A 22208-nucleotide genomic window follows, 5' to 3' on the forward strand; every position below is an offset into this window, starting at 1 on the left:
TTTTAAGCGTAGACATTCGCTTCGGTGTGTGCGGTGCAAAGTGTGCGGCAGATCACGTTTACACAATCGCCGCAAACCGGGAAAAAAGCACAATACATTGATAACCGGTGATAATTTTTATTACGTGTCGACTGGCGAATCCCTATTTTCGGAACATTCGAATGAAACGAATTGTGAATATTGTCGGGACGTCGCCTGGATAAGGTTTCCCACCCCGCTGAATACGGGGATTACCATTTCTCATCACGCGCGTCACGACGCCCTTCGCGGCGGTTTTCACGTTTATCCTGGCGGCACTGGGAATTACTTTCATCGTTATTCCGGACACATTCCCGTTTTGTTTCACGACCGTCCTGACGGGCATCCTGGCGGATCTCACGGGCGTCCTGACGTTTTTCAGCCCGCGCGGTGGCATGCGCCGGGAGTGTCACAATCGGGAATAAAACGACGGCAATTAAAGCAGGAAGTAATGTCTTTCTCATCGGGTAAAACCTCTTAAAATAAATAGCATTAGATACTATTAGCGCGGCAAGTATTGCTGCGGATTTTAATTTATACCCGGGGGAAAGTCGTGTTATGAGGAGGAACTAAATTGTCCATTTTTAAATTGCAGAAAAAACCCCGTGAAATCACGGGGTCAGGAACATTAACGCATGGTCACAAACTCTTCCGCTGCCGTCGGGTGAATGGCCACGGTGTTGTCGAAGTCTTTCTTGGTGGCGCCCATTTTCAGCGCTACTGCAAAGCCCTGCAACATTTCATCCATGCCAAAGCCGATACCGTGGATGCCGACGATTTTCTCTTCCGGGCCGACGCAGACTAACTTCATGCGGCACGGCTGACGGTGTGAGGTTACCGCGGTATACATTGCAGTAAACGAAGATTTATACACTTTCACCTGCGCATCGCCATACTGCTCGCGCGCCTGCGGTTCGGTCAGACCTACGGTGCCAATCGGCGGGTGGCTGAAGACCACGGTAGGAATATTGCTGTAGTCCAGATGCTCGTCCGGCTTGTTGTTAAACAGGCGCTCAGAAAGACGGCGACCTGCCGCAACAGCAACTGGCGTCAGCTCGACAGCGCCGGTGTTATCCCCGACCGCATAAATCCCGTCCACGCTGGTATTCTGGTATTTATCGACGACGATATACCCTTTGTCGTTGGTTTTTACCCCGGTCGCTGCCAGGTTGAAATTATCGGTTGCCGGTTCACGACCAATCGCCCAAATCAGGCAATCGACCGTTTCACTGCGACCGTCTTCCAGTTCAAGCGTCAGGCTACCGTCGGCGTTTTTCACGACCGCTTTCGGAATGGCGTGGGTGTGAAGCGTCGGGCCTTCGGCATTCATCACTTCCACCAGCGTTTCGGTAATCATCGGGTCAAAACTGCGCAGTGGCGCATGCTTACGCACGAACAGATGGGTTTTGGCACCCAGACCGTTAATCACGCCCGCCAGTTCAACGGCGATATAACCGGCACCGACAACCGCGACGCGCTCCGGCAGGGCCGGCAGTTCAAAGAAACCATCGGAGTCGATACCGTATTCCACGCCCGGAATATCCGGGTGGCTCGGACGACCCCCCGTGGCGATGAGAATGTGATCGGCAGTAATTGTTTCACCGTTGACTTCAATGGTTTTGGCATCGACGAAGCGGGCAAAACCTTTGATCACATCAACGTTATTTTTACCCAGCACGTTGTCATACGAGGTGTGAATGCGGTCGATATAGGCAGTACGGCTGGCAATCAGCGTATCCCAGTTGAATTTATTGATCGTGGTGTCAAACCCGTAGTCCGGACCATACAGGTGGATCGCTTCACGGATCTGCGCAGCATGCCACATTACTTTTTTCGGGACGCACCCGACGTTAACGCAGGTGCCGCCCAGCGCTTTGGCTTCAATCAGCGCACACTTCTGGCCGTACATGGCTGCACGGTTAATCGAGGCGATACCGCCGCTGCCACCGCCGATGGCGATGTAGTCATAATGCTTGCTCATGCGTCTTTTCCTTACGTTCTGATTGCCGCGATTGTATACCTGAAATCAATAGTTTCCACCGATGGCTGCAATTACTCTGGCACGATCCAGTTTACCAAGGTATGCCCGGTACCCGCTGGCACCAGCTTGCTGTGCAGCCACGGTAGCACTGTGTTCATTTGTGCTTCCAGCTTCCACGGCGGGTTGACCACAATCATGCCGGAGGCGGTCATGCCGCGCTGGTCGCTGTCCGGGCGGACCGCCAGCTCAATTTGCAGGATTTTACGGATGCCGGTCGCTTCCAGATCGTGCACCATGCGCTTGATTTGCTGGCGTAACACGACCGGATACCACAGCGCATACGTCCCAGTGGCAAAACGTTTATAGCCTTCGCTAATCCCGGCGACAACGGCCTGGTAGTCCGATTTAATCTCGTAAGGCGGGTCGATGAGAATCAAACCACGACGAGAGACCGGCGGCAGCTTTGCCTTCAGTTGCTGATAGCCGTCGGCACGGGCTACGCGGGCACGTTCATCTTTCTGGAATTCACCTCGCAGCAGCGGGAAATCACTCGGATGCAGCTCCGTCATATGCAGGCTGTCCTGCTCGCGCAGCAGTTGACGCGCGATCAGCGGGGAGCCGGGGTAGTAACGCAGTTGCCCGCTACGGTTGAAGTGTTTGACCACGCCGATGTACGGCTCGAGTTCGGCCAGCAGATCGTCCTGCTGCCAGATGCGGGCGATACCTTCCAGGTATTCACCAGTGCGTTCAGCATGCTCGCCGCTTAGCTGATAACGGCCCGCGCCTGCATGGGTGTCCAGATAGAGAAACGGCTTCTCTTTCTCTTTGAGCGACTCGATGATCAGGCTCTGAACCGTGTGTTTAAGAACGTCGGCGTGGTTGCCAGCGTGGAAGCTGTGGCGATAACTGAGCATGGGTAAACGTGTTCCAGGTTGTAAACGTAGGCCCGATTAGCGTCACGCTTTCGGGCGAATAAAAAGCCTATCGCCACAGTATACAGAAAACTCACCGCTGCCGCGAAAGCGCAACGCCTGGCATTGAAATCCTCTACACTTATCCCCATTCTACAGGGATATTGCACAGCGCCGGACGCGCGCGACATTCACCTTATTCTAACAGGACAGCGTTTATGACCAATCCTTTACTGACGCCTTTCGAGCTACCGCCTTTTTCCAACATTCAGCCGGAACATGTGGTCCCGGCGGTAACCAAAGCGCTGAACGACTGCCGTGAGAATGTGGAGCGCGTCGTAGCACAGGGCGCACCCTACAGCTGGGAAAATCTTTGCCAACCGTTGGCGGAAGTCGATGACGTCCTGGGGCGTATTTTTTCTCCGGTCAGCCATCTGAATTCAGTAAAAAACAGCCCGGAACTGCGCGAAGCCTACGAGCAAACCCTGCCGCTGCTATCGGAATACAGCACCTGGGTCGGTCAGCATGAAGGTTTATACAAGGCATACCGCGACCTGCGTGACGGCGATCATTACGCCACGCTGAACACCGCACAGAAAAAAGCCGTGGATAACGCGCTGCGTGATTTTGAACTCTCCGGGATTGGCCTGCCGAAAGAAAAACAGCAGCGCTACGGTGAGATCGCCACCCGCCTGTCTGAACTGGGCAACCTGTACAGCAACAACGTCCTCGACGCCACCATGGGCTGGACGAAGCTGATTACTGATGAAGCAGAGCTGGCCGGGATGCCGGAAAGCGCGCTGGCGGCAGCAAAAGCACAGGCTGAAGCGAAAGAGCAGGAAGGCTATCTGCTGACGCTGGATATCCCGAGCTACCTGCCGGTGATGACTTACTGTGACAACGGGCAGCTTCGTGAAGAGATGTATCGTGCCTATGTGACCCGGGCGTCCGATCAAGGACCTAACGCCGGAAAATGGGACAACAGCCCGGTGATGGCGGAAATTCTCGCCCTGCGCCACGAGCTGGCGCAACTGCTGGGCTTTGAAAGCTATGCCTTTAAATCGCTCGCCACCAAAATGGCGGAAAACCCGCAGCAGGTGCTGGAGTTTTTAACCGATCTGGCAAAACGCGCGCGTCCGCAAGGCGAGAAAGAGCTGGCGCAACTGCGCGCCTTCGCGAAAACGGAGTTTGGCGTCGATGAGCTGAACCCGTGGGATATCGCGTACTACAGCGAAAAACAGAAGCAGCATCTCTACAGCATCAGTGATGAGCAATTACGTCCGTACTTCCCGGAAAACAAAGCCGTTAACGGCTTGTTTGAAGTGGTGAAACGTATTTATGGTATTACCGCAAAAGAGCGTAAGGATGTGGATGTCTGGCATCCGGACGTGCGTTTCTTTGAGCTGTATGACGAAAACAATGAACTGCGCGGCAGCTTCTATCTCGATCTCTATGCCCGTGAGCACAAACGCGGCGGGGCGTGGATGGATGACTGCGTCGGTCAGATGCGTAAATCCGACGGCTCACTGCAAAAACCGGTCGCTTACCTGACCTGTAACTTTAACCGCCCGGTGAATGGCAAACCGGCGCTGTTCACCCACGATGAAGTGATCACTCTGTTCCACGAATTTGGTCACGGCCTGCATCACATGCTGACCCGCATCGAGACCGCTGGCGTTTCCGGGATCAACGGCGTGCCGTGGGATGCGGTCGAGCTGCCGAGCCAGTTTATGGAAAACTGGTGCTGGGAACCGGACGCGCTGGCGTTTATCTCCGGCCATTACGAGACTGGCGAACCGCTGCCGAAGGAATTACTGGATAAAATGCTGGCGGCGAAGAACTACCAGGCGGCGCTGTTTATCCTGCGTCAGCTGGAGTTTGGTCTGTTTGACTTCCGTCTGCATGCGGAATTTGACCCGCAGCAAGGGGCGAAAATCCTCGAAACGCTGGCGGAAATCAAAAAACAGGTCGCCGTGGTGCCGGGGCCGTCTTGGGGGCGTTTCCCGCATGCATTCAGTCACATTTTCGCCGGTGGTTATGCGGCGGGGTATTACAGCTACCTGTGGGCTGATGTGCTGGCTGCGGATGCGTTCTCTCGCTTCGAAGAAGAAGGCATTTTCAATCGCGATACCGGCCAGTCATTCCTGGATAACATCCTGACGCGTGGCGGGTCTGAAGAGCCAATGGAACTGTTCAAACGTTTCCGTGGCCGCGAGCCGCAGCTCGACGCGATGCTTGAGCATTACGGAATTAAAGGCTAGTTCTTCAGTGAAAATTTGTTTACTGGATGAAACAGGCGCCGGAGACGGCGCCTTATCTGTTCTGGCCTCCCGCTGGGGACTGGAACACGACGAAGACAACCTGATGGCGCTGGTGCTGACACCGGAGCATCTGGAGTTGCGTAAGCGCGATGAACCGAAGCTCGGCGGTATTTTCGTGGATTTTGTCGGCGGGGCGATGGCCCATCGCCGCAAGTTCGGCGGCGGTCGCGGTGAAGCGGTGGCAAAAGCGGTGGGCGTTAAAGGCGACTATTTGCCAGATGTCGTCGATGCGACTGCGGGTCTGGGGCGTGATGCATTCGTTCTGGCCTCGGTCGGCTGTCATGTGCGGATGCTGGAGCGTAACCCGGTGGTGGCGGCGCTACTTGATGATGGTCTGGCGCGCGGCTATGCCGATGCGGAAATCGGCCCGTGGTTGCAGGCACGACTGCAGCTGATCCATGCCTCCAGCCTGACGGCGCTGACGGATATCACGCCGCGTCCGCAGGTGGTCTATCTCGACCCGATGTTTCCCCACAAACAGAAAAGCGCGCTGGTGAAAAAAGAGATGCGGGTCTTTCAGTCGCTGGTGGGCCCGGATCTGGACGCCGACGGCTTGCTGGAACCAGCGCGTCAGCTCGCAACCAAACGCGTGGTGGTGAAACGCCCGGACTACGCGCCGCCGCTGGCGGATGTTGCTACGCCGAATGCGGTGGTGACCAAAGGGCACCGGTTTGATATTTATCCCGGCACGCCTCTGGTGGATGAACAGATCGCCTGATGGCGCTTCGCGTATCCGGGCTACGACGCGGTGTGGGTAGACCGGATGAGGCGTGAGCCGCCATCCGGCAATCACGATTATTGCGCGGTATCCGGTGTATTAATCATCCGGTTCAGCCACGGCACCATCAGCGCCATTACGACGGTGACAGCCAGCGTCACCAGCCCGATTTTACTGAACACGCCGGTATAGATCGGCAATGTCTGCAGCGGATCGGTGATGTTTTCCGGGACGGCAGTAAAGGTCGCGACGTAACCCCCCAGCAGGAACGCAGCAGCCTGCGTCAGGAACCACATCCCAAGAATAAAGCCCATCAGATGCTGCGGAACCAGTGCCGCGACCATCGCCAGCCCCAGCGCGCTAATCAGCAACTCGCCGAGGCTCTGGAACAGATAAACCAGTACGATAAACCACGGTGACGTCAGTCCCTGCGCATCGGCAAACCACATGCCTGCCGCTGCGGCGGTCAGAAAGCCCAGCGAGCACAGGAACATCCCGAGGGTAAACTTCATCGGCATCGTCAGGTCTTTGCCTTTGCTACCCAGACGCGTGTAGATCGCCGCCAGCACCGGGCTGGCAACCACCACCCAGAACGGGTTCAGTGCCTGAAAGCTCACCGGGTTAATAGTGAAACCGAGGATCTCATGGTGAACGTTATTGATGGCAAAGAAATTCAGTGATGTCGGCATCTGCGCATACAGAATGTAAAACAGTACCGCTTCGAGCATCAGGATAAACGCCACAAACATCTTGTTGCGCCCGGTTTTATCCAGCCTGAAAGCCTGGCGGAAGAAGATAATGGTCACCGCAATCGACAGAACAATCAGCACCAGGTTGGCGATTTTCACGTTGTGCATCAACCAGGCGCAGAGAAAGACCATCGCCACGGTGCCGATCAGGACATACAGCAGATTGCGGAAGCTCATCGGCAGATGGTCTGGCTCGGAACCGATATCTTTCACCATCCCGCGGCAGGCGAAATAGACCAGCAGCGCGACAATCAGCCCTGCCCCGCACAGGTTATAGGTGACGGCATAACCAAACTTATCTGCGATCACCGGCGCCAGCGACAGCGACAGCAGCGAACCGATGTTTATCGACATGTAGAACAGTGTGAATGCGCCATCCAGACGTGGATCTTTTGGCGGATAGCATTTGGAGAGCAGGCTTGCCGGGTTCGCTTTAAACAGACCGTTGCCGACGGCAATCGTCCCAAGCGCGATAAAAATAAGGTTCGGTTTGAGCAGCGACATTCCCGTCATGAAGTAACCAAGCGCCAGCACAACCGCGCCCAGCACCAGCGTACGTTTGGTGCCGAGCAGGTGGTCGCCAACGTACCCCCCAATCGAGATCAGACCGTAGACCAGTGCGGCAAAGGCACCGAAGGTGATAAACGCCTGCTCTTGTGAGAATCCCAGTTGCTTAACAAAGAAAACCGCCAGGATACCCTGAACGCCGTAATAGCCAAATCGTTCCCATAACTCGACAAAAAAGATCATGAAGAACGGGCGGGGTTGCTGCAGCAAACCCGTTGGTGCAGATGTATTCATATTGCTTCGCCTTTCAATGCCATCCCGAAAAGTATGAACGCGTAATACGAAACGCGCCGAAAAAGTCTGACTCTGTTATAGACTGCGGCCATTAGCCGGTAGCGTAGAGTATTATACAGATTGATTTCGTTCTAATCAGTTGATCACACTAATTATGATTGGAGGGATGGGAGGTTGTACTGATCGCTTGTGGAGAGGACAGAAACAAAAACGCCCGCAAAGGCGGGCGCTCTGACATGACCGGATAACCCGGTTAGCGATGTTTTATTCTTCTTCGTCGCGCAGCGGAACAATCAGCATATCGACGTGAACAGTGTTGATCAGCTGGCGCGCGGAGGACATCAGTTTGCTCCAGAAGTCCTGGTGATGACCGCAAACGACCAGGTCCATGTCGTATTTCTTGATGGCGTCAACCAGCACCTGACCCAGATCGCCGCTGCCGCTCAGGGTTTCGGTAATCGGATAGCCTGCGTTGGTGGACAGTTCGGTCAGCGCGTGGTGAGTTTCTTCAGAAATGCGTTTTTGCATGTCGCCCAGATTGACGTCGATCAGGCCGGTATACAGGTCAGAGTAGTTCACATCAACGTGGATAAGGGAAACTTTTGCGTTGTACGGCCGTGCCATAGAGACGGCTTTTTCTACCAGAACTTTGCTTTCCGGAGAAAGATCAACCGCGATGAGAATATGTTTGTAAGCCATAGTATTACTCCTTCCATAAAGTTGTCGATGACCAGCCAGCTAGCGATTTTTCTACCTTGCGTCACTCGCGTCCTGCGAACTGTGCGATATGTCTACGCGGGGCTAGCTCAGCCGCGATGAAGTGAATTGTAGAGACTATCCTTACAGTATAGCGACCTGGATAATCCGTCAATCCGCCTTGCTTACCAAATAGTTAAACAAAATATTTAGATAATTGCATTGATAGTGATTAACCTTCTGGCAAAAAAATTAACTGATCTCCTACACTATTTAGAGAGCCGCTCTGATGATAAGCTCAAAACGAGCGGTTTTTAGTCGTACTTTTTCATTGACTGTCTGGCAAGTTTCGGGGAGCGGTAGTCCCGGAGCGGAGCTCCGTGGGCGGGTCGCCGGGGAGGTCGTATGATAAGCACCGTTGCATTATTCTGGGCATTATGTGTTGTTTGCATTGTGAATATGGCGCGCTATTTCTCGTCGCTACGCGCGCTGCTCGTGGTACTTCGTGGTTGCGATCCTTTGCTCTATCAGTATGTTGATGGGGGCGGCTTTTTCACCTCGCACGGCCAACCCAATAAGCAGGTACGCCTGGTGTGGTATATCTACGCCCAGCGCTACCGCGATCATCATGATGATGAGTTTATCCGCCGCTGTGAGCGGGTACGTCGTCAGTTCATTCTGACCAGCGCGCTATGTGGGCTCGTGGTGGTCAGTCTTATTGCCCTGTTGATTTGGCACTGAGCAAAAAAAAAGCGGGCCAGTTTCCTGACCCGCTTGCTACGGTAATTTCTTTTCTCTTTGCGCTTAAATCAGCTTCAGCGAGATCCAGTACAGGGTACCGGACAGCAGAATCGCGGCGGGTAATGTGAACACCCACGCCATCAGAATGCTGGTCACCGTTTTACGTTGCAGACCGCCACCGTCGACAACCATCGTCCCCGCGACGGAGGAAGAGAGTACGTGGGTGGTGGACACCGGCATCCCGGTGTAGCTGGCCAGACCGATAGAGACAGCTGCCGTCATTTGCGCAGACATCCCCTGAGCATAGGTCATGCCTTTTTTACCAATCTTCTCACCGATGGTGGTCGCCACGCGGCGCCAGCCGATCATGGTACCAATACCCAGCGCCAGCGCGACCGCCATGATGATCCAGATTGGCGCATACTCAATGGTGCTCAGCATATCGGTTTTCAGTTTCTTCAGCAGACGCTGGTCGTCAGCGCTCACGCCCGGCAGTTTCGTCACTTTATCGGTCGTGTCGGAAATGCACAGCATGATGCGACGCAGTTGGCCGCGCTGCTCAACGCTCAGCTTGTCATAGCTTTCCACATTGTTCGACAACATCGCCTTCGCGCGATCCAGCGCGTTAAGGGTGTTTGCCGGATGGCAGTGGAATTCTGCCGGCTGCGTTGCGGCCGGTTCCGGAGACGGAATCAGCTGATCGACGCCCGTCACCTGTTTCAGCAGATCAGGATGCTGCTGGAAGTAGATTTCGACGTTGTTGATGGCATCACGGGTACGGGTGATTTCATAACCCGAAGCATTCATATTTACCACGAAGCCCGCCGGCGCCACACCAATCAGAACCAGCATGACCAGACCAATGCCTTTCTGACCGTCGTTCGCGCCATGCGAGAAGGCCACGCCGATAGCCGAAAGAATCAGGGCGATACGGGTCCAGAACGGCGGCTTTTTCTTGCCGTCTTTCTTTTCACGTTCCGCTGGCGTGAGGTGAATACGGGCACGTTTTTTAGTCCCGCTCCAGTAGCGACGCAGAAGGAAAATCAGGCCGCCTGCAACCACCAGGCCAACGATGGGCGAGACGATCAGCGAGGCAAAAATACCGATGACTTTCGGGATGTTGAGTGCGTCCACCACTGACGTGCCGGTCATCAGGGCATTGGTTAAACCGATGCCGATAATCGCGCCGATCAGCGTGTGGGAACTGGAGGCGGGTAACCCAAAGTACCAGGTACCCAGGTTCCAGATGATCGCGGCGAGCAGCATGGAGAACACCATCGCAAGTCCATGCGAAGATCCCATGTTGAGCAGGAGATCGGTCGGTAACATATGCACGATGGCATAGGCTACGCTGAGACCGCCCAGCAGCACACCAAAGAAGTTGAACACCGCAGCCATGACCACCGCAAGTTGCGAACGCATCGCACGGGTGTAGATCACGGTTGCGACTGCGTTGGCTGTATCATGGAAGCCGTTGATTGCTTCGTAGAACAGCACAAAAGCCAGAGCAAGCAATAATAAAAGCCCGGTATGTAAATCCAGGCCAGCAAACAAATGTAGCATAGGACGTTACGCCATCTTGAGGACATGAACGCGGCGCATTATCAGTGACTTTAGCGGCGCGGGCAAAGTGAAATATAGACTTTTTTTGATTTAACGTCTGAATACAATAGTGCCCATAAAGAATTATCTTATATATTTCATATAAATACTTCTTCCTAAGGATTTTGTCGCTGGTGCGACCACTGAGATAACTTTACAATTCACGCCCTGAATTCAGAGAGGAACGTAAAGTGGAAAGGTTTGATGCCATTATTATAGGCGCTGGCGCGGCAGGTATGTTCTGTGCAGCACAGGCAGGACAGGCCGGCAGTCGGGTGCTGCTTATTGATAATGGAAAGAAGCCTGGCCGTAAGATCCTCATGTCCGGTGGGGGTCGCTGCAACTTTACCAACCTTTATGTTGAGCCAGCGGCTTATTTAAGCCAAAACCCGCATTTTTGCAAATCTGCGCTGGCGCGCTATACCCAGTGGGATTTTATCGATCTCGTCAGTAAGCACGGCATCGCCTGGCATGAAAAAACGCTCGGGCAACTTTTTTGCGATGACTCCGCGCAGCAAATCGTCGATATGCTGGTGGCGGAATGTGAAAAAGGCAATGTAACCCTGCGCTTACGCAGTGAAGTGCTGAGCGTTGCGCAGGATGACGACGGTTTTACGCTGGCGCTGAACGGGGCGACTGTCGGTGCGAAAAAGCTGGTGATTGCCTCCGGCGGACTGTCGATGCCCGGTCTGGGCGCGTCACCGTTTGGCTATAAAATTGCCGAACAGTTTGGTCTGAACGTTCTGCCAACCCGCGCCGGGCTGGTGCCGTTTACCCTGCACAAACCGCTGCTGGAGCAGCTTCAGGTGCTGTCTGGCGTTTCCGTTCCGTCGGTCATCACCGCGCAGGACGGTACCGTCTTTCGTGAAAATCTGCTCTTTACCCATCGCGGCCTTTCTGGTCCTGCGGTTTTACAAATTTCCAGCTTCTGGCAGCCAGGCGAATTTGTCAGCATTAATTTACTGCCAGATGTCAGTCTGAATGACGTCCTGAACGAACAGCGCAGCGCCCATCCGAATCAAAGCCTGAAGAATACGCTGGCGATACTGCTGCCGAAGCGTCTGGTCGAGTGCCTGCAACAGCTCGGGCAGATCCCTGACGTCTCGCTCAAACAGCTCAACGTGCGCGACCAGCAGACGCTGATCGACACGTTGACCGACTGGCGCGTACAGCCGAACGGCACTGAAGGCTATCGCACGGCAGAAGTGACGCTTGGCGGGGTAGACACCCACGAACTGTCGTCACGTACCATGGAAGCGCGCAAGGTGCCGGGTCTTTACTTTATCGGCGAAGTGATGGACGTCACCGGCTGGCTGGGCGGTTATAACTTCCAGTGGGCGTGGTCCAGCGCCTGGGCATGTGCGCAGGATCTTGCAGGGTGTCCGAGGACAATAAAGTTGTACACAAAGCACTAAAGTTGTAACCATTCTCAAAAAACGACGCTAATGTTGTATACTTACTGAATGTGTGGTTATAGGGTTGGAGACTATAAAATGCACATATAGGTACGTATCAATGTCGTTTTTAGGGTACGATCATGGCTAGGGGTAGGCGTCTCAAATCCTATTTGGATTATGAAAATGCGCTAGGTGACGGCATAGGAGTGGGCTATGGCCAAAGTTATCAGCCCTGGCTTAGAGCTCAGGACGTTAAATCCCGTGGAAACCGTTCGATAGTCTTTGGCCTTAAGACGTTTCGAAACCATCATCTCCTTTCTTCTGTCGAAAGTAACTTTTTCTATCTGGCTGAGTTTAATGACTCGGTGATTGATATCCGGGAACAATTCCCACTCTTTCCTCTCCGGCTTACCCAACAAATAGCAAATCATCTACATTTTCAACATCCTATGGTGAGGGGAGTAAGAGGAGTACCTGTCGAAGTTCTGAATGTTATGACAACCGATTTTTTACTGACCTTGAGAACTCCTGAAGGCGGACTTCGATACAAAGCTATAGCAGTAAAACATAACGAGAGCATACCTGAACGCGAAGCCCAAAAACTTGAAATAGAGAGGATGTTTTGGCAGTTGATTGATGTTGAGTTTCAAATTTATGTTGGCTCGGAACTCAATAACGTCGTCGGTAAAAACATTTGCTGGGCTACTTCTGTATTAAGAGATGGTTCTGAATTTTATGATAAATATCCTCTTGATAAAATCCTATGGAAGCTTAAACCAGATGTTTATCCCATAGTAGGACTACGTGCAATGATTTCATCAATCTTTGGGGTAGATGCACAAGAAGCGATGATGTTATTGCAGGCAATGATTGGATTAAAAATGATAAATGTTGATTTATCATATCCAATACTCGAAACCGGTCTGATAAAGATAATTTCCAATGACCACTATATAGGACTGAACGCAAATGGATATTATTAGGAATTCAGTCTGGCTCTCTCAAGGCACTGATTTGCTTGCAGAGGGACTTTACCGTGTTTTGGATTTTGACAGAAAGGTCGATTTGTTAATTTTGTTTAAAATAAAATCAGAAAGAACGGGTAAGCCAATCCCTTTCTCATTTTCAATGTTTAAATATTATATTGAATCAAATAGCATAACTTGTAAAGATTATATATATCCTTCATATATGTTAGTAGATGAGAAAGAATTAACAGATAAAGACAGAGGAAGGCGAGATGAAAATTACAATATCATTAAAGATCTTGTAGATGACAGAATGTTTCTGTTCGACTATGCATTACATAAAAAGTCGCACCTTTTAATGGATTACTCAAGAAATAAAAAAATATCACAATATACTATCAGAACGCTTCTGGCGTTGTATTGGCGACATGGGCAGGATATTTATGCATTGCTACCCGCATTCTCGAACTGTGGCGCCGCTGGGAAAAGTAGAATCAAACATGAAATTAAACTTGGGAATTCCAAAAAAAACAGAGCATTACCTAATGAACGATCACGTGTTTTCATTCTTAATGAAAGAGATATAAATAATATTAGAAAATCTCTCATTACGTATCATTATAAAGTTAACGGAGATACGATAAAGAAAACATTAGAGAGACATATTGATTTGTATTTTAGGGATGAAATTAAAACAGCAAACCTAGAAAATAGAGCTCCATATGTTCCTTCTTTAAAACAATTTTCATACTGGAATAAAAAACTCTTCACTAAAGATTTCTCGATAAATAAGAAGAACACGAAAAAAGAAATAGACCTCAAAATGCGGGCGCTTTTAGGTAGTGTGGCTAATACAACTGTTTTGCCGGGTGATGTTTTCGAAATAGACTCAACTGTCGCTGATGTACATCTTATTTCGAGTTTAAACAGACGAAAAGTCATTGGGCGTCCTACTATTTATACAGTGGTGGATCGTGCAACAAGAATGATTGTTGGCCTTCATGTTTCTTTATACCATGCTTCATGGCGAGCCGCCCGACAAGCGTTAGCAAATTGCTTTATGCCAAAAAAAGAATATTGTAGATTATTTGGAATCTCTATTACTGATGATGATTGGCCTTGTTCTCACATTCCATTAACATTGATGTGTGACAACGGGGAGATGATTGGTCTTAAACCTCAGGAAGAGATGACCCCCCTGACAAAACTTGAGTTTGCGCCAGTCGGTAGAGGCGACAGAAAAAGCATTGTTGAACGCTGTTTCGGCATTCTGAATGATGAGGTTATTCATAGGCTTATTGGAACAACACGAAGGGGAAAGATTGTTAAAGGAGAGCCAACACCGCAATCCAGGGCTTGTTTAACGATTCAGGAGGTCACGTCTTTACTGATTCGGGAGATACTTGCACATAATCAGAGAACGTATGAGGAACTGGCTTATATCAATCCCTTACTGATTGAAAATGATCTCGTAATATCACCAAAAAATAGTTGGATGATAAGCTTAAAGCACGGGAGATTCAGCGCAAGAGCCGTTGGGGCCGACGAAGTGATCGCACGATTGTTAATCCCTGTGAACGCTAACATTACCGCCGGTGGGATTCAGTACAATAATCTTTTTTATGAATGTGATCCTGAAATTGCATCAGGTGTCAGAGTATTTGGAAGAACCACTTGTGAAGCAAGAATAGATGACAATTGCGTAGATTATATATATGTAAGATTTGACAAAAATAGCATTTTCAAAAAACATTACCTACTTAAGAAAAGAGATGTATTTAAAGGGAAAGCTCATCTTGATACAGATGTAATGGCTGATTGGGTAGATACTCAAAAAGAAATTAATTTATTTACTCTGGATTCGCTCAGCAATATCAATAATAAAGATGAATTTAACAGGAAAGGTAACGAAAGATTAAATGAAATATACGAATCTCGCCGGGTACATGGTAAAGATATTAAAAAGAACAGGAAAAATGAACTTGATTCATTAGGGCGAACTCATGTTGCTAATGGAAGATCTGAACCCCTACTTCCTTCATCCAGTAATGTTCTGCTTTTGCCTGGCCGGGAGGAGAAACAAAGATGGTTAAAAGGTAAGAAGAAGACTGAGGACGCAGAATAATGAATCTTATACGGCGCGTTTCAGCGATATATAAAGAACAGGAGTTACCTGAGTATCGTGGCAATCCCTTAATTGAAGCACTTCCTGAAGCGCTTACGGAAGATGAAGTACTTCTGGAAATGAGTTATTTCCCCGAAATTGACGAAAAAATCCGCTGGACTGCCCCGGCGAATGTTAGAGAGCAGTATGTCGAACGTATAAAGAAATTCCGTTGCCCTCAAACCAATCTTATCCAGGCTTATAAGATGATCTTACGGGCACTTAGGGAAAGCTATGCAGCTCGTAATCCTTTAAAAAGCGGAACAATTCAATATCTTCATTACTATGGAAATGAGCGTCCTGATATTGAGCCAGAAAGTGGATATTTTAAATCCCAGGCTGAAACTATTACGATAGTTGGAATGAGTGGTTCTGGAAAAACTACCATGATTGAGCAAGTCATGGATCATTTCCCTCAGATTATAGAACACAGCAGCTATAAAGGAGTTTTTCCCGGCTTCAGTAAGCAAATTGTATGGGTAAAGATTAATTGTCCATACAATTCAAGTGTGAGAGACCTTTGTGAAGAGATTTTACAAAAATTAGATGATGCAATTGGTATTGAACGAACTACACCTGAGATTAGAAATGGTGCTCTGGCTCGCCAGATTGCACAAAGAATTAAATCATCATTTTTGGGTATCCTTGTTATTGATGAAATGCAGAGGCTTAAATTTTCAAGAACCGGGGGTGAGAGTAAGTTGATTGATTTTTTACATGAAATTGTAGATTCCATGGGGGTATCTATGGTTTTTTGTGGAAATCATCCTTTTGACGAGACGCTGACAAAGAAAATGAGAATTGCCAGGCGGGCAGAGTCTGGTGGTTACATGAAAATTAAGAATGTTAGATACGATTCACAAGACTGGCAATCGTTTATTCATTATTTATGGCCATTACAATGGACAAATGTTGAAACTCCATTAAATGATGAGTTAAACGAAAAATTATTCATTTTATCTAAAGGCAATATTGGATTGGCTCAGATGATTTATCGGGGGGCACAATTAAAGGTTATCGGTAGCGGCAATGAAATCATCACTGGCGCAGTCTTGTCGGCCTCTGTACCGGTACTCGTGAGTCATACGGAGGAATATAAGGATACTCCACTCCCGGGGGCCGCGACTGAAGATGAGGAAGCTAAATGGCTCTCTGCATCTAATGAGGGTGATGCTTCGGCTAAAATCATGGCAGAGAAGTCCCTAAAGTCTTTGATCCCTGGGGATATAGACAGGCCACAGCACAAGGAATTCGTAGGAAAAATAGACGAGGTTTTGCGCAATTTCGACGAGAAAATACTGTCTCTTGACCACGATCTTGTTATCAACAGAACAGCTGAAAAGAAAAATACCTACGATGCTCTTCAGCGTTGCGGGCTTATAAATATAGATCCACTTAATAAATTGTAATGAGGTAACAGTTCGTAACGGTCAAAGAGAGGTGTGGGAAATGAGAATGTTGCCTGTTTTGCCTGATGAATCCTTGTTCAGCCGGTTTTGTCGGACAACTACCGTGTACGGTATGTCCCCATCTTCTCTGTTAACGATCATTTTCAACAAACCTGATATGAACGTCCATCCAATTCTCAATTCAGGATTAAAGGCTATTTCTCTTCATACATCCGAAAGTGCAGATCAGCTCTGGCATGAACAGACTTTACTCCCTCTTTTTGCCTGGGCACTACCAATCAGTCGTAATGAAATTATGGATTTCAACACGACCCCTGCCAGGCTTAATCGATTGTGCCGCCTTAGTAATTTTTCACTAGGGCAGCGCACACTATTGAAGTTTTGCCCGGTTTGCGCTCGTGAAGATACTTTTCATTATGGTGTTACTTATTGGCATCTGGCGCATCAGCTTCATGGGGTTACAACCTGCCATCGGCATCCGGTAGCGCTTGAAAGCATCCATGTCCCTTCTTCACCGCACATACGTATTGGACTGATGCCTCCTGTTTCGTATACAGAACAACTTAGCAATGAGATAGACTTCGATTTTGCTAAGTTTTGTTATGAGTCCCTAAATATAATCAGAAGAAAAGATATTACACACCCCAATTACATGGATGTACTTAAAAAGTTGAATTTATTATCATTGGATGGAAATTTAAAGAAAAATGTATTCTACGCACATGTTTATGCTAAGTGCCAGTTATTTGGGGAGGGTTCATCGGGACTTATACCAACATCCCTAACTGATTATCATTACTGGGAGCCTATACTCAAAGACAAATGTTGTCAGCATCCCACAAAGCATCTTTTGCTTTGTTATTGTTTGTTAAATACTTGCTGGCCAACGTATGCAGGAAGTCGTACTAATAAAAAGAAAGAAATCTTTAAAAGTCATAAGAAATACAGTTTTCATATAGTTGAAAATAATACTAGTGTTAGCAACCTTGGGAAGGAATTTAGTCGCAGCAGATGTTACATTAAAACACTTATTTATAAAAAATACCTGAGGGCGTTTAAGCGAAACACAAAAATTAATATATTCACTGAATTGCTTATCAAGTCTATGGCTGTAAGGGGGTTTAGTCTGGCATCCATAGCTGAGAAAAACTCATTATCGGAAGGAGCTGTATCCTCTGTAATTTCATCTTGTTACGGTTTATGCTCATGGCGTAAAAAATGTAAAAAAGATTCTTTAAGACGGCGTCATAAGCAGAAAATATTAAGATTTATACATAATCAATCCGTTTCTATAACACGAAAGTTAGTCAAAGAAAGTTGTTATGCAAGTTTCTATTGGCTAAATAAACATGAATGTGACTGGCTTAATTCCTGTCTTCCTAAAACAATACGATGCTATAAAAATAAAAGAGTAGACTGGAGCGAGAGAGATATTATCTCATCATCATTAATAAATGATGTTTTATCTCAGGGGCAGTACTCGATGTCACTTACAAGTCTAGATGCTTTACTGGGAGGGCATGGCTGGCTTTTGAAATACAGAGATAAACTACCAATGACAATGATACTTCTCAGAAAAATGGAACTAATTAAATAAGAGGGAGTTATATGGTTTACGAAAATGAATTGTGGCACAGTTTTCTTCTGCGTTCACAGATAATGTATAACTTATCCAATTGCAGGAACATAATATCAAAGCATGGCGCACTAAGGTACGATGCCTTTCCTCGTTTCGAACTGATTGATATGTACAAATTGCATAGCTTGCAGGATATATATGACATTCTTGCCACTAGAAATGGTTATATACTAACTTCCAATATAGTGTCGTTATCTTCTGGTGTTTACGGGTATTTTAACGCTGTTGAAGATGCCTGTCGGAAAAATTTTCACATAACTAATTCATATCCATTGGTAAACATCTCAAACATTCGTTACTGTCACAAATGTATTGTTGAAGATATACACTCTAAAGGCATTGGTTATCTGCGTCATAGATGGTTGTTTGAATCTAAATGTGCAGTTCATAGTACCAGTTTATATGAGGTTTGTTTTGATAACTATTTGAATGCAGTGAAAGGACTTAGTGACTTAATTATAAGTGGAATAAATCCTCATGGTTATTGTTCCCTTGTGGTTGACGTTTCAAACCCTTTCAAAAATCCAGTGTATATATTACCATGTGCACGTAATAAAATTTTAAAATGGATTTCGGACAATAAAAATATGCTGATTTACTTTCTCTTTGATCTCTTCAAATGTAAGTCGCATTCAAGTTTATCTAAGGTTATCGAAGTCAAGATAATGCATGATAGATATATGTCTGCGGTGTTCAAGATGTTAAGTGAAGTTAATTTTTGTAATTTCAACTCATTTATTTCTGATATTTTTGAGGACGTAAGTTATGCCTCTATCGGACTTGATGATTATTCTGTTAATGTGCATTTTCTCAGGCTAAGGGCTGCAGATTGTAAATTTTGCCAGTTGAATGGTAAATATTTTTGCTCACTTTACAATGTAAAACTTCTTCGCTAATTTCACTTCATTTATAAAATACTAAGAAAGCTAGTTAGATAAGGTTTTATATTTTGACTGGGGCAGGAATAAATTATCACTCATAGAGATTCCCTGGGGGTTACCACCTGTGTATGATGCCGGTTAGCAACAACGTCTAAAAGACCTGCGATCACGTGGGTCCCTCTCCAGCAAAGGGGCAAGGGGTGCTATATAACGGTGTACTGCTTACCCAATACGGCCTTGTATTTGAAAGATGCCGCATCTTGGCAGGATTCGTATTACAGCCTATAGTCTGTTAATGAGCATTACAGCCTATATGCTGTAAATCCCTGCGTTATGCTTGTTAACTCGTCGATACGGAAGGTCACTTATGAACACTCAATACGCTTTGAAGACTTTGAATCAGTTACGTCCTGTTTTAATCGGCTTTCGCAAAGCCAATGGACTGACGCAAAAAGATGTTTCTGAACGTTTGGGTATAACACAGCAAACTTATGCCCGACTAGAGGCCAACCCTGCAAGTGCGGGTTTTGAGCGTTTGTTTAGGGTGTTCAGCGTCCTTGGAGTGGAGATCGTACTTTCATCCAGGGAACCATTGTCAGATGCAAAGCCCGAATACGGAGCTATGCACAATTATTCTTCACTTCCAGCCAGGCGGGAGAAATGGTGACGCCTGGCGCTTCCCGGTCTAATTTTTCTTCAACAAGATTAACCCCTTAGCGGCCTGAAGTATCAGGTTGCGATAGAGCCTTTCATTTCTTCTGTTATGTTAAATACACCATTTTGAGCTATTTCGCTCGGCCTTAAATTATCTCTTCATTCTTCAGTGAAAATTTTATGTCGATCACATTATCGATGAATTTAGGAAATAATCCGTAAATGAAAATCTATCTTCTTTTAAATTCATCAGTGTCAGTAGCAAATATTACGCATAAAAGAATGGTTATTATTATCATTTAAATTATAAAGCTCATGAGTCAATTCCAAAAAATATAATAAGCATTGAAATCATTACCCGTGATTCTGGAGTTTTAACTTTGCCATGTAACCAACCACAAGTTAGTTTCCGGTGTTTTGAGGGGCAGTAAAGTTCTGAAAGCGCGACCAGATCATAATCCCGAAATGTCGTTAAGATATTCTGAATAACGGTTATCCCTGCTTGTTGGCAGGCATTTGAAAATATATTTTGTATTCAGGTTGCAGCAAAACGCTTTCTTACACACAGGACTTCATATGCGGCTCAGAAAATTAAAACTGAAAAACTTCAGAGGCTACAGAAACTCTACTGAAATCATTATTGATGAAAGCATGACGGGTATTGTCGGTCGTAATGACTTTGGGAAATCAACGCTTCTGGAAGCGCTGGCTATTTTTTTTGAAACAGAAGGAATGAAGGCTGACAAGAATGACATGAACTGTTTCAGCCTAAGAGAAGGGGACGGCCGTTTTGAAATAGCCTGTGAATTTGATGACCTGCCCGATTTTATCATGATCGACGACAGGGTGCAGACCACGCTCGCCTCAGAACATCTGCTGAATGAGGACGGCAATTTTGAAATCGTCAAAACGTTTAAAGCAACGACCTCAGGAAAACCGGAGCAGACCTGCATCCGCTGCATCCACCCGGATGAGGAGCCCCTGAGAAATTTACTGGGCATGAAAATTTCTGAGCTCAAGGCGGTGGGAAAAGAAGTTGAAAAAAATGTGGCGGATAAACGCACTGCATCGTTATGGCGTCAGGCCATCAGGGAAGCCGCAGCCCCCTATACCTGTTCGGAAATTATGCTGGATGTCGATAAAGAGTTCGGAACCGACACAAAATCATTATGGGGTAAGATCCTCGATTTGCTGCCCACGTATGCGATTTTCAAAGCCGACAGGGAAAGCAGCGACGGGGATTCCGAAGCTAAAAACCCCTTACAGCAGGCCGTAAAAGACGCTCAGGCTGCGCTGCAGGACAAAATTACAGCGCTGGAAAATGAGATTCAGGACAGCGTCCTGGATGTCGCACAGAGAACGCTGGATAAATTACGTGAAATGGCCCCCGAACTCGCCAGTGAACTGACTCCACGATTTAAGGAGAAACCCAAGTGGACCTTCAATTTCACCCTGGACGGGGAAAATGGCATCCCCATCAATAAGCGCGGCAGCGGGATAAGGAGGCTTATCCTGTTGAATTTTTTTCGGGCTGAGGCTGAAAAGAATGTCGCGGGGACGCCCAGAAATGTGATTTATGCCATAGAGGAGCCTGAAACGTCACAGCATCCGAACTATCAGATGATGCTGATGAAAGCGTTACTGGCACTGGCAGGCCAGCCGCACCGTCAGATTATCGTCACCACCCATGTCCCGGCGCTGGCCGGATTAATCCCTGTCGAAGGCGTACGTTATGTTACCCGAAATGAGGCGGGTGAACCCGTAGTAAAAATGCCGGATGACGCAGTGCTGAAGGAAGCCACTGAAAGCCTGGGGGTGCTGCCAGAGACCGGTATGGAAAGGGCGCAGGGGATTGTTCTGGTAGAGGGAAAGTCGGATGTTACTTTCCTGAGGCATGCGGCCAGTTCATTAAAACAGTCAGGTGCGCTGCCAGCCTCTCTGGAGGACGTGAAAATAGTGCCAGTCCTCATAGGAGGGTGTGGTAGCGTCAAACACTGGGTTACATTGAATCTGGCCAAAGATCTGGGGCTTCCCTGGTGCGTATTTCTGGACTCCGATATTGGGGGAGACCCTGCACAGGTTCTGTCCATCCAGAAGCGTAAAAAAGAAGTAGAGGAGGCCGGTAAGGTATTTTTCGCTACGCGCAAACGTGAGATAGAAAACTATCTGTGCCCGGATCTTATCGAGGAAATTACTGGTGTAGCCGTCACGTTTACGGACACCTGTGACGCTAAAAAAATAATCGGCCGGGCTGTGGGAATGAAACCCGATAATGTACTAGATAAATTCTGGCCTCAGATGACATCAGAAAGAATCATCTCAAGATCAACCTATCATGACGGAACGCAGGAGAGAAGCGAGCTGGTTGAGATCCTGAGCGACATTGTATCCATGACGAGATAATGTATTAAATAAGCATCTCAGGTGCATATATTCCGGTCCTCAACAAAGGACCGGAGTACAGAGTAGTAAAAACCCGAAATTAATCGGGTTTGAATTATATAAAGATTAACCGACTCCCGCGCCCAGGAACGATGTAAAATCACGCTTGTCGTGAC

At 47.9% G+C, this 22208-nt stretch carries 17 protein-coding genes; 11 read left to right on the plus strand and 6 right to left on the minus strand.

The genetic code is table 11. The annotated features are described in order from the left end of the window. Positions 1–230 precede the first annotated feature (230 nt). The 3 genes from ACQ0PY_RS01160 to ACQ0PY_RS01170 all read right to left on the minus strand — a co-directional run bounded on the left by ACQ0PY_RS01160 (position 231) and on the right by ACQ0PY_RS01170 (position 2913). Positions 231–482: a DUF2059 domain-containing protein gene (locus ACQ0PY_RS01160; RefSeq protein ID WP_044253705.1), complete on the minus strand. Its 252-nt coding sequence runs from the start codon at positions 480–482 to the stop codon at positions 231–233. A 164-nt stretch (positions 483–646) separates the two neighbouring features. Then, positions 647–1999, minus strand: coding sequence for a glutathione-disulfide reductase (gene gorA, locus ACQ0PY_RS01165; RefSeq protein WP_042998529.1), 1353 nt, complete (start codon positions 1997–1999; stop codon positions 647–649). Between the two features lie 71 nt (positions 2000–2070). Then, entirely contained in the window at positions 2071–2913 is an 843-nt protein-coding gene (locus tag ACQ0PY_RS01170) for a 23S rRNA (adenine(2030)-N(6))-methyltransferase RlmJ (protein ID WP_109740656.1), read from the minus strand. 215 nt (positions 2914–3128) lie between these two features. Between ACQ0PY_RS01170 and prlC the strand changes: the two genes are divergently transcribed. Both prlC and rsmJ read left to right on the plus strand, forming a co-directional pair. Further along, positions 3129–5171, plus strand: a complete 2043-nt coding sequence (prlC, locus tag ACQ0PY_RS01175) for an oligopeptidase A (protein ID WP_044253702.1) — start codon at positions 3129–3131, stop codon at positions 5169–5171. A gap of 7 nt (positions 5172–5178) precedes the next feature. Then, on the plus strand, positions 5179–5949 hold the full coding sequence (rsmJ, locus tag ACQ0PY_RS01180) for a 16S rRNA (guanine(1516)-N(2))-methyltransferase RsmJ (RefSeq protein ID WP_109740655.1): 771 nt from the start codon (positions 5179–5181) through the stop codon (positions 5947–5949). Between the two features lie 77 nt (positions 5950–6026). Here the strand turns inward: rsmJ and dtpB are convergent, their stop codons facing one another. Together dtpB and uspA are read right to left on the minus strand one after the other, a co-directional pair. After that, the gene (dtpB, locus tag ACQ0PY_RS01185) at positions 6027–7499 is read right to left on the minus strand and encodes a dipeptide/tripeptide permease DtpB (RefSeq protein WP_109740654.1); all 1473 of its coding nucleotides are present in this window, start codon (positions 7497–7499) and stop codon (positions 6027–6029) included. A gap of 264 nt (positions 7500–7763) precedes the next feature. Next, the gene (gene uspA, locus ACQ0PY_RS01190) at positions 7764–8198 is read right to left on the minus strand and encodes a universal stress protein UspA (RefSeq protein WP_000323571.1); all 435 of its coding nucleotides are present in this window, start codon (positions 8196–8198) and stop codon (positions 7764–7766) included. Positions 8199–8600: 402 nt separating this feature from the next. On the opposite strand from uspA, the gene uspB reads away from it, so the two are divergent. Beyond that, positions 8601–8936, plus strand: coding sequence for a universal stress protein UspB (uspB, locus tag ACQ0PY_RS01195; protein ID WP_042998524.1), 336 nt, complete (start codon positions 8601–8603; stop codon positions 8934–8936). Between the two features lie 63 nt (positions 8937–8999). Here the strand turns inward: uspB and pitA are convergent, their stop codons facing one another. Next, positions 9000–10499, minus strand: a complete 1500-nt coding sequence (gene pitA / locus ACQ0PY_RS01200; RefSeq protein ID WP_042998523.1) for an inorganic phosphate transporter PitA — start codon at positions 10497–10499, stop codon at positions 9000–9002. A gap of 230 nt (positions 10500–10729) precedes the next feature. Between pitA and ACQ0PY_RS01205 the strand changes: the two genes are divergently transcribed. The 8 genes from ACQ0PY_RS01205 to ACQ0PY_RS01240 all read left to right on the plus strand — a co-directional run bounded on the left by ACQ0PY_RS01205 (position 10730) and on the right by ACQ0PY_RS01240 (position 22053). Continuing rightward, complete coding sequence (locus ACQ0PY_RS01205; protein WP_109740653.1) at positions 10730–11953, plus strand: BaiN/RdsA family NAD(P)/FAD-dependent oxidoreductase; 1224 nt, start codon at positions 10730–10732, stop codon at positions 11951–11953. A gap of 122 nt (positions 11954–12075) precedes the next feature. Then, positions 12076–12918, plus strand: a complete 843-nt coding sequence (locus ACQ0PY_RS01210) for a TnsA endonuclease N-terminal domain-containing protein (protein ID WP_000090707.1) — start codon at positions 12076–12078, stop codon at positions 12916–12918. Further along, the gene (locus ACQ0PY_RS01215) at positions 12905–15028 is read left to right on the plus strand and encodes a transposase (protein ID WP_000351437.1); all 2124 of its coding nucleotides are present in this window, start codon (positions 12905–12907) and stop codon (positions 15026–15028) included. The genes ACQ0PY_RS01210 and ACQ0PY_RS01215 overlap by 14 nt, the downstream gene beginning before the upstream one ends. Beyond that, positions 15028–16476 (plus strand): ATP-binding protein, encoded by a 1449-nt coding sequence (locus ACQ0PY_RS01220; RefSeq protein ID WP_001049180.1) that lies wholly within the window; start codon positions 15028–15030, stop codon positions 16474–16476. The genes ACQ0PY_RS01215 and ACQ0PY_RS01220 overlap by 1 nt, the downstream gene beginning before the upstream one ends. Before the next feature lie 40 nt (positions 16477–16516). After that, entirely contained in the window at positions 16517–18073 is a 1557-nt protein-coding gene (locus ACQ0PY_RS01225; protein WP_001324699.1) for a TnsD family Tn7-like transposition protein, read from the plus strand. An 11-nt stretch (positions 18074–18084) separates the two neighbouring features. Next, on the plus strand, positions 18085–19011 hold the full coding sequence (locus ACQ0PY_RS01230; protein ID WP_048229079.1) for a hypothetical protein: 927 nt from the start codon (positions 18085–18087) through the stop codon (positions 19009–19011). 352 nt (positions 19012–19363) lie between these two features. Further along, positions 19364–19663, plus strand: coding sequence for a helix-turn-helix domain-containing protein (locus ACQ0PY_RS01235; protein ID WP_001097216.1), 300 nt, complete (start codon positions 19364–19366; stop codon positions 19661–19663). A 563-nt stretch (positions 19664–20226) separates the two neighbouring features. Next, a complete protein-coding gene (locus ACQ0PY_RS01240; protein WP_001239419.1) occupies positions 20227–22053 on the plus strand; it encodes an AAA family ATPase in 1827 nt (608 codons plus the stop codon). The last annotated feature ends 155 nt before the right edge of the window (positions 22054–22208 follow it).

This window comes from Citrobacter sp. LST-B2 (genome assembly GCF_057983045.1).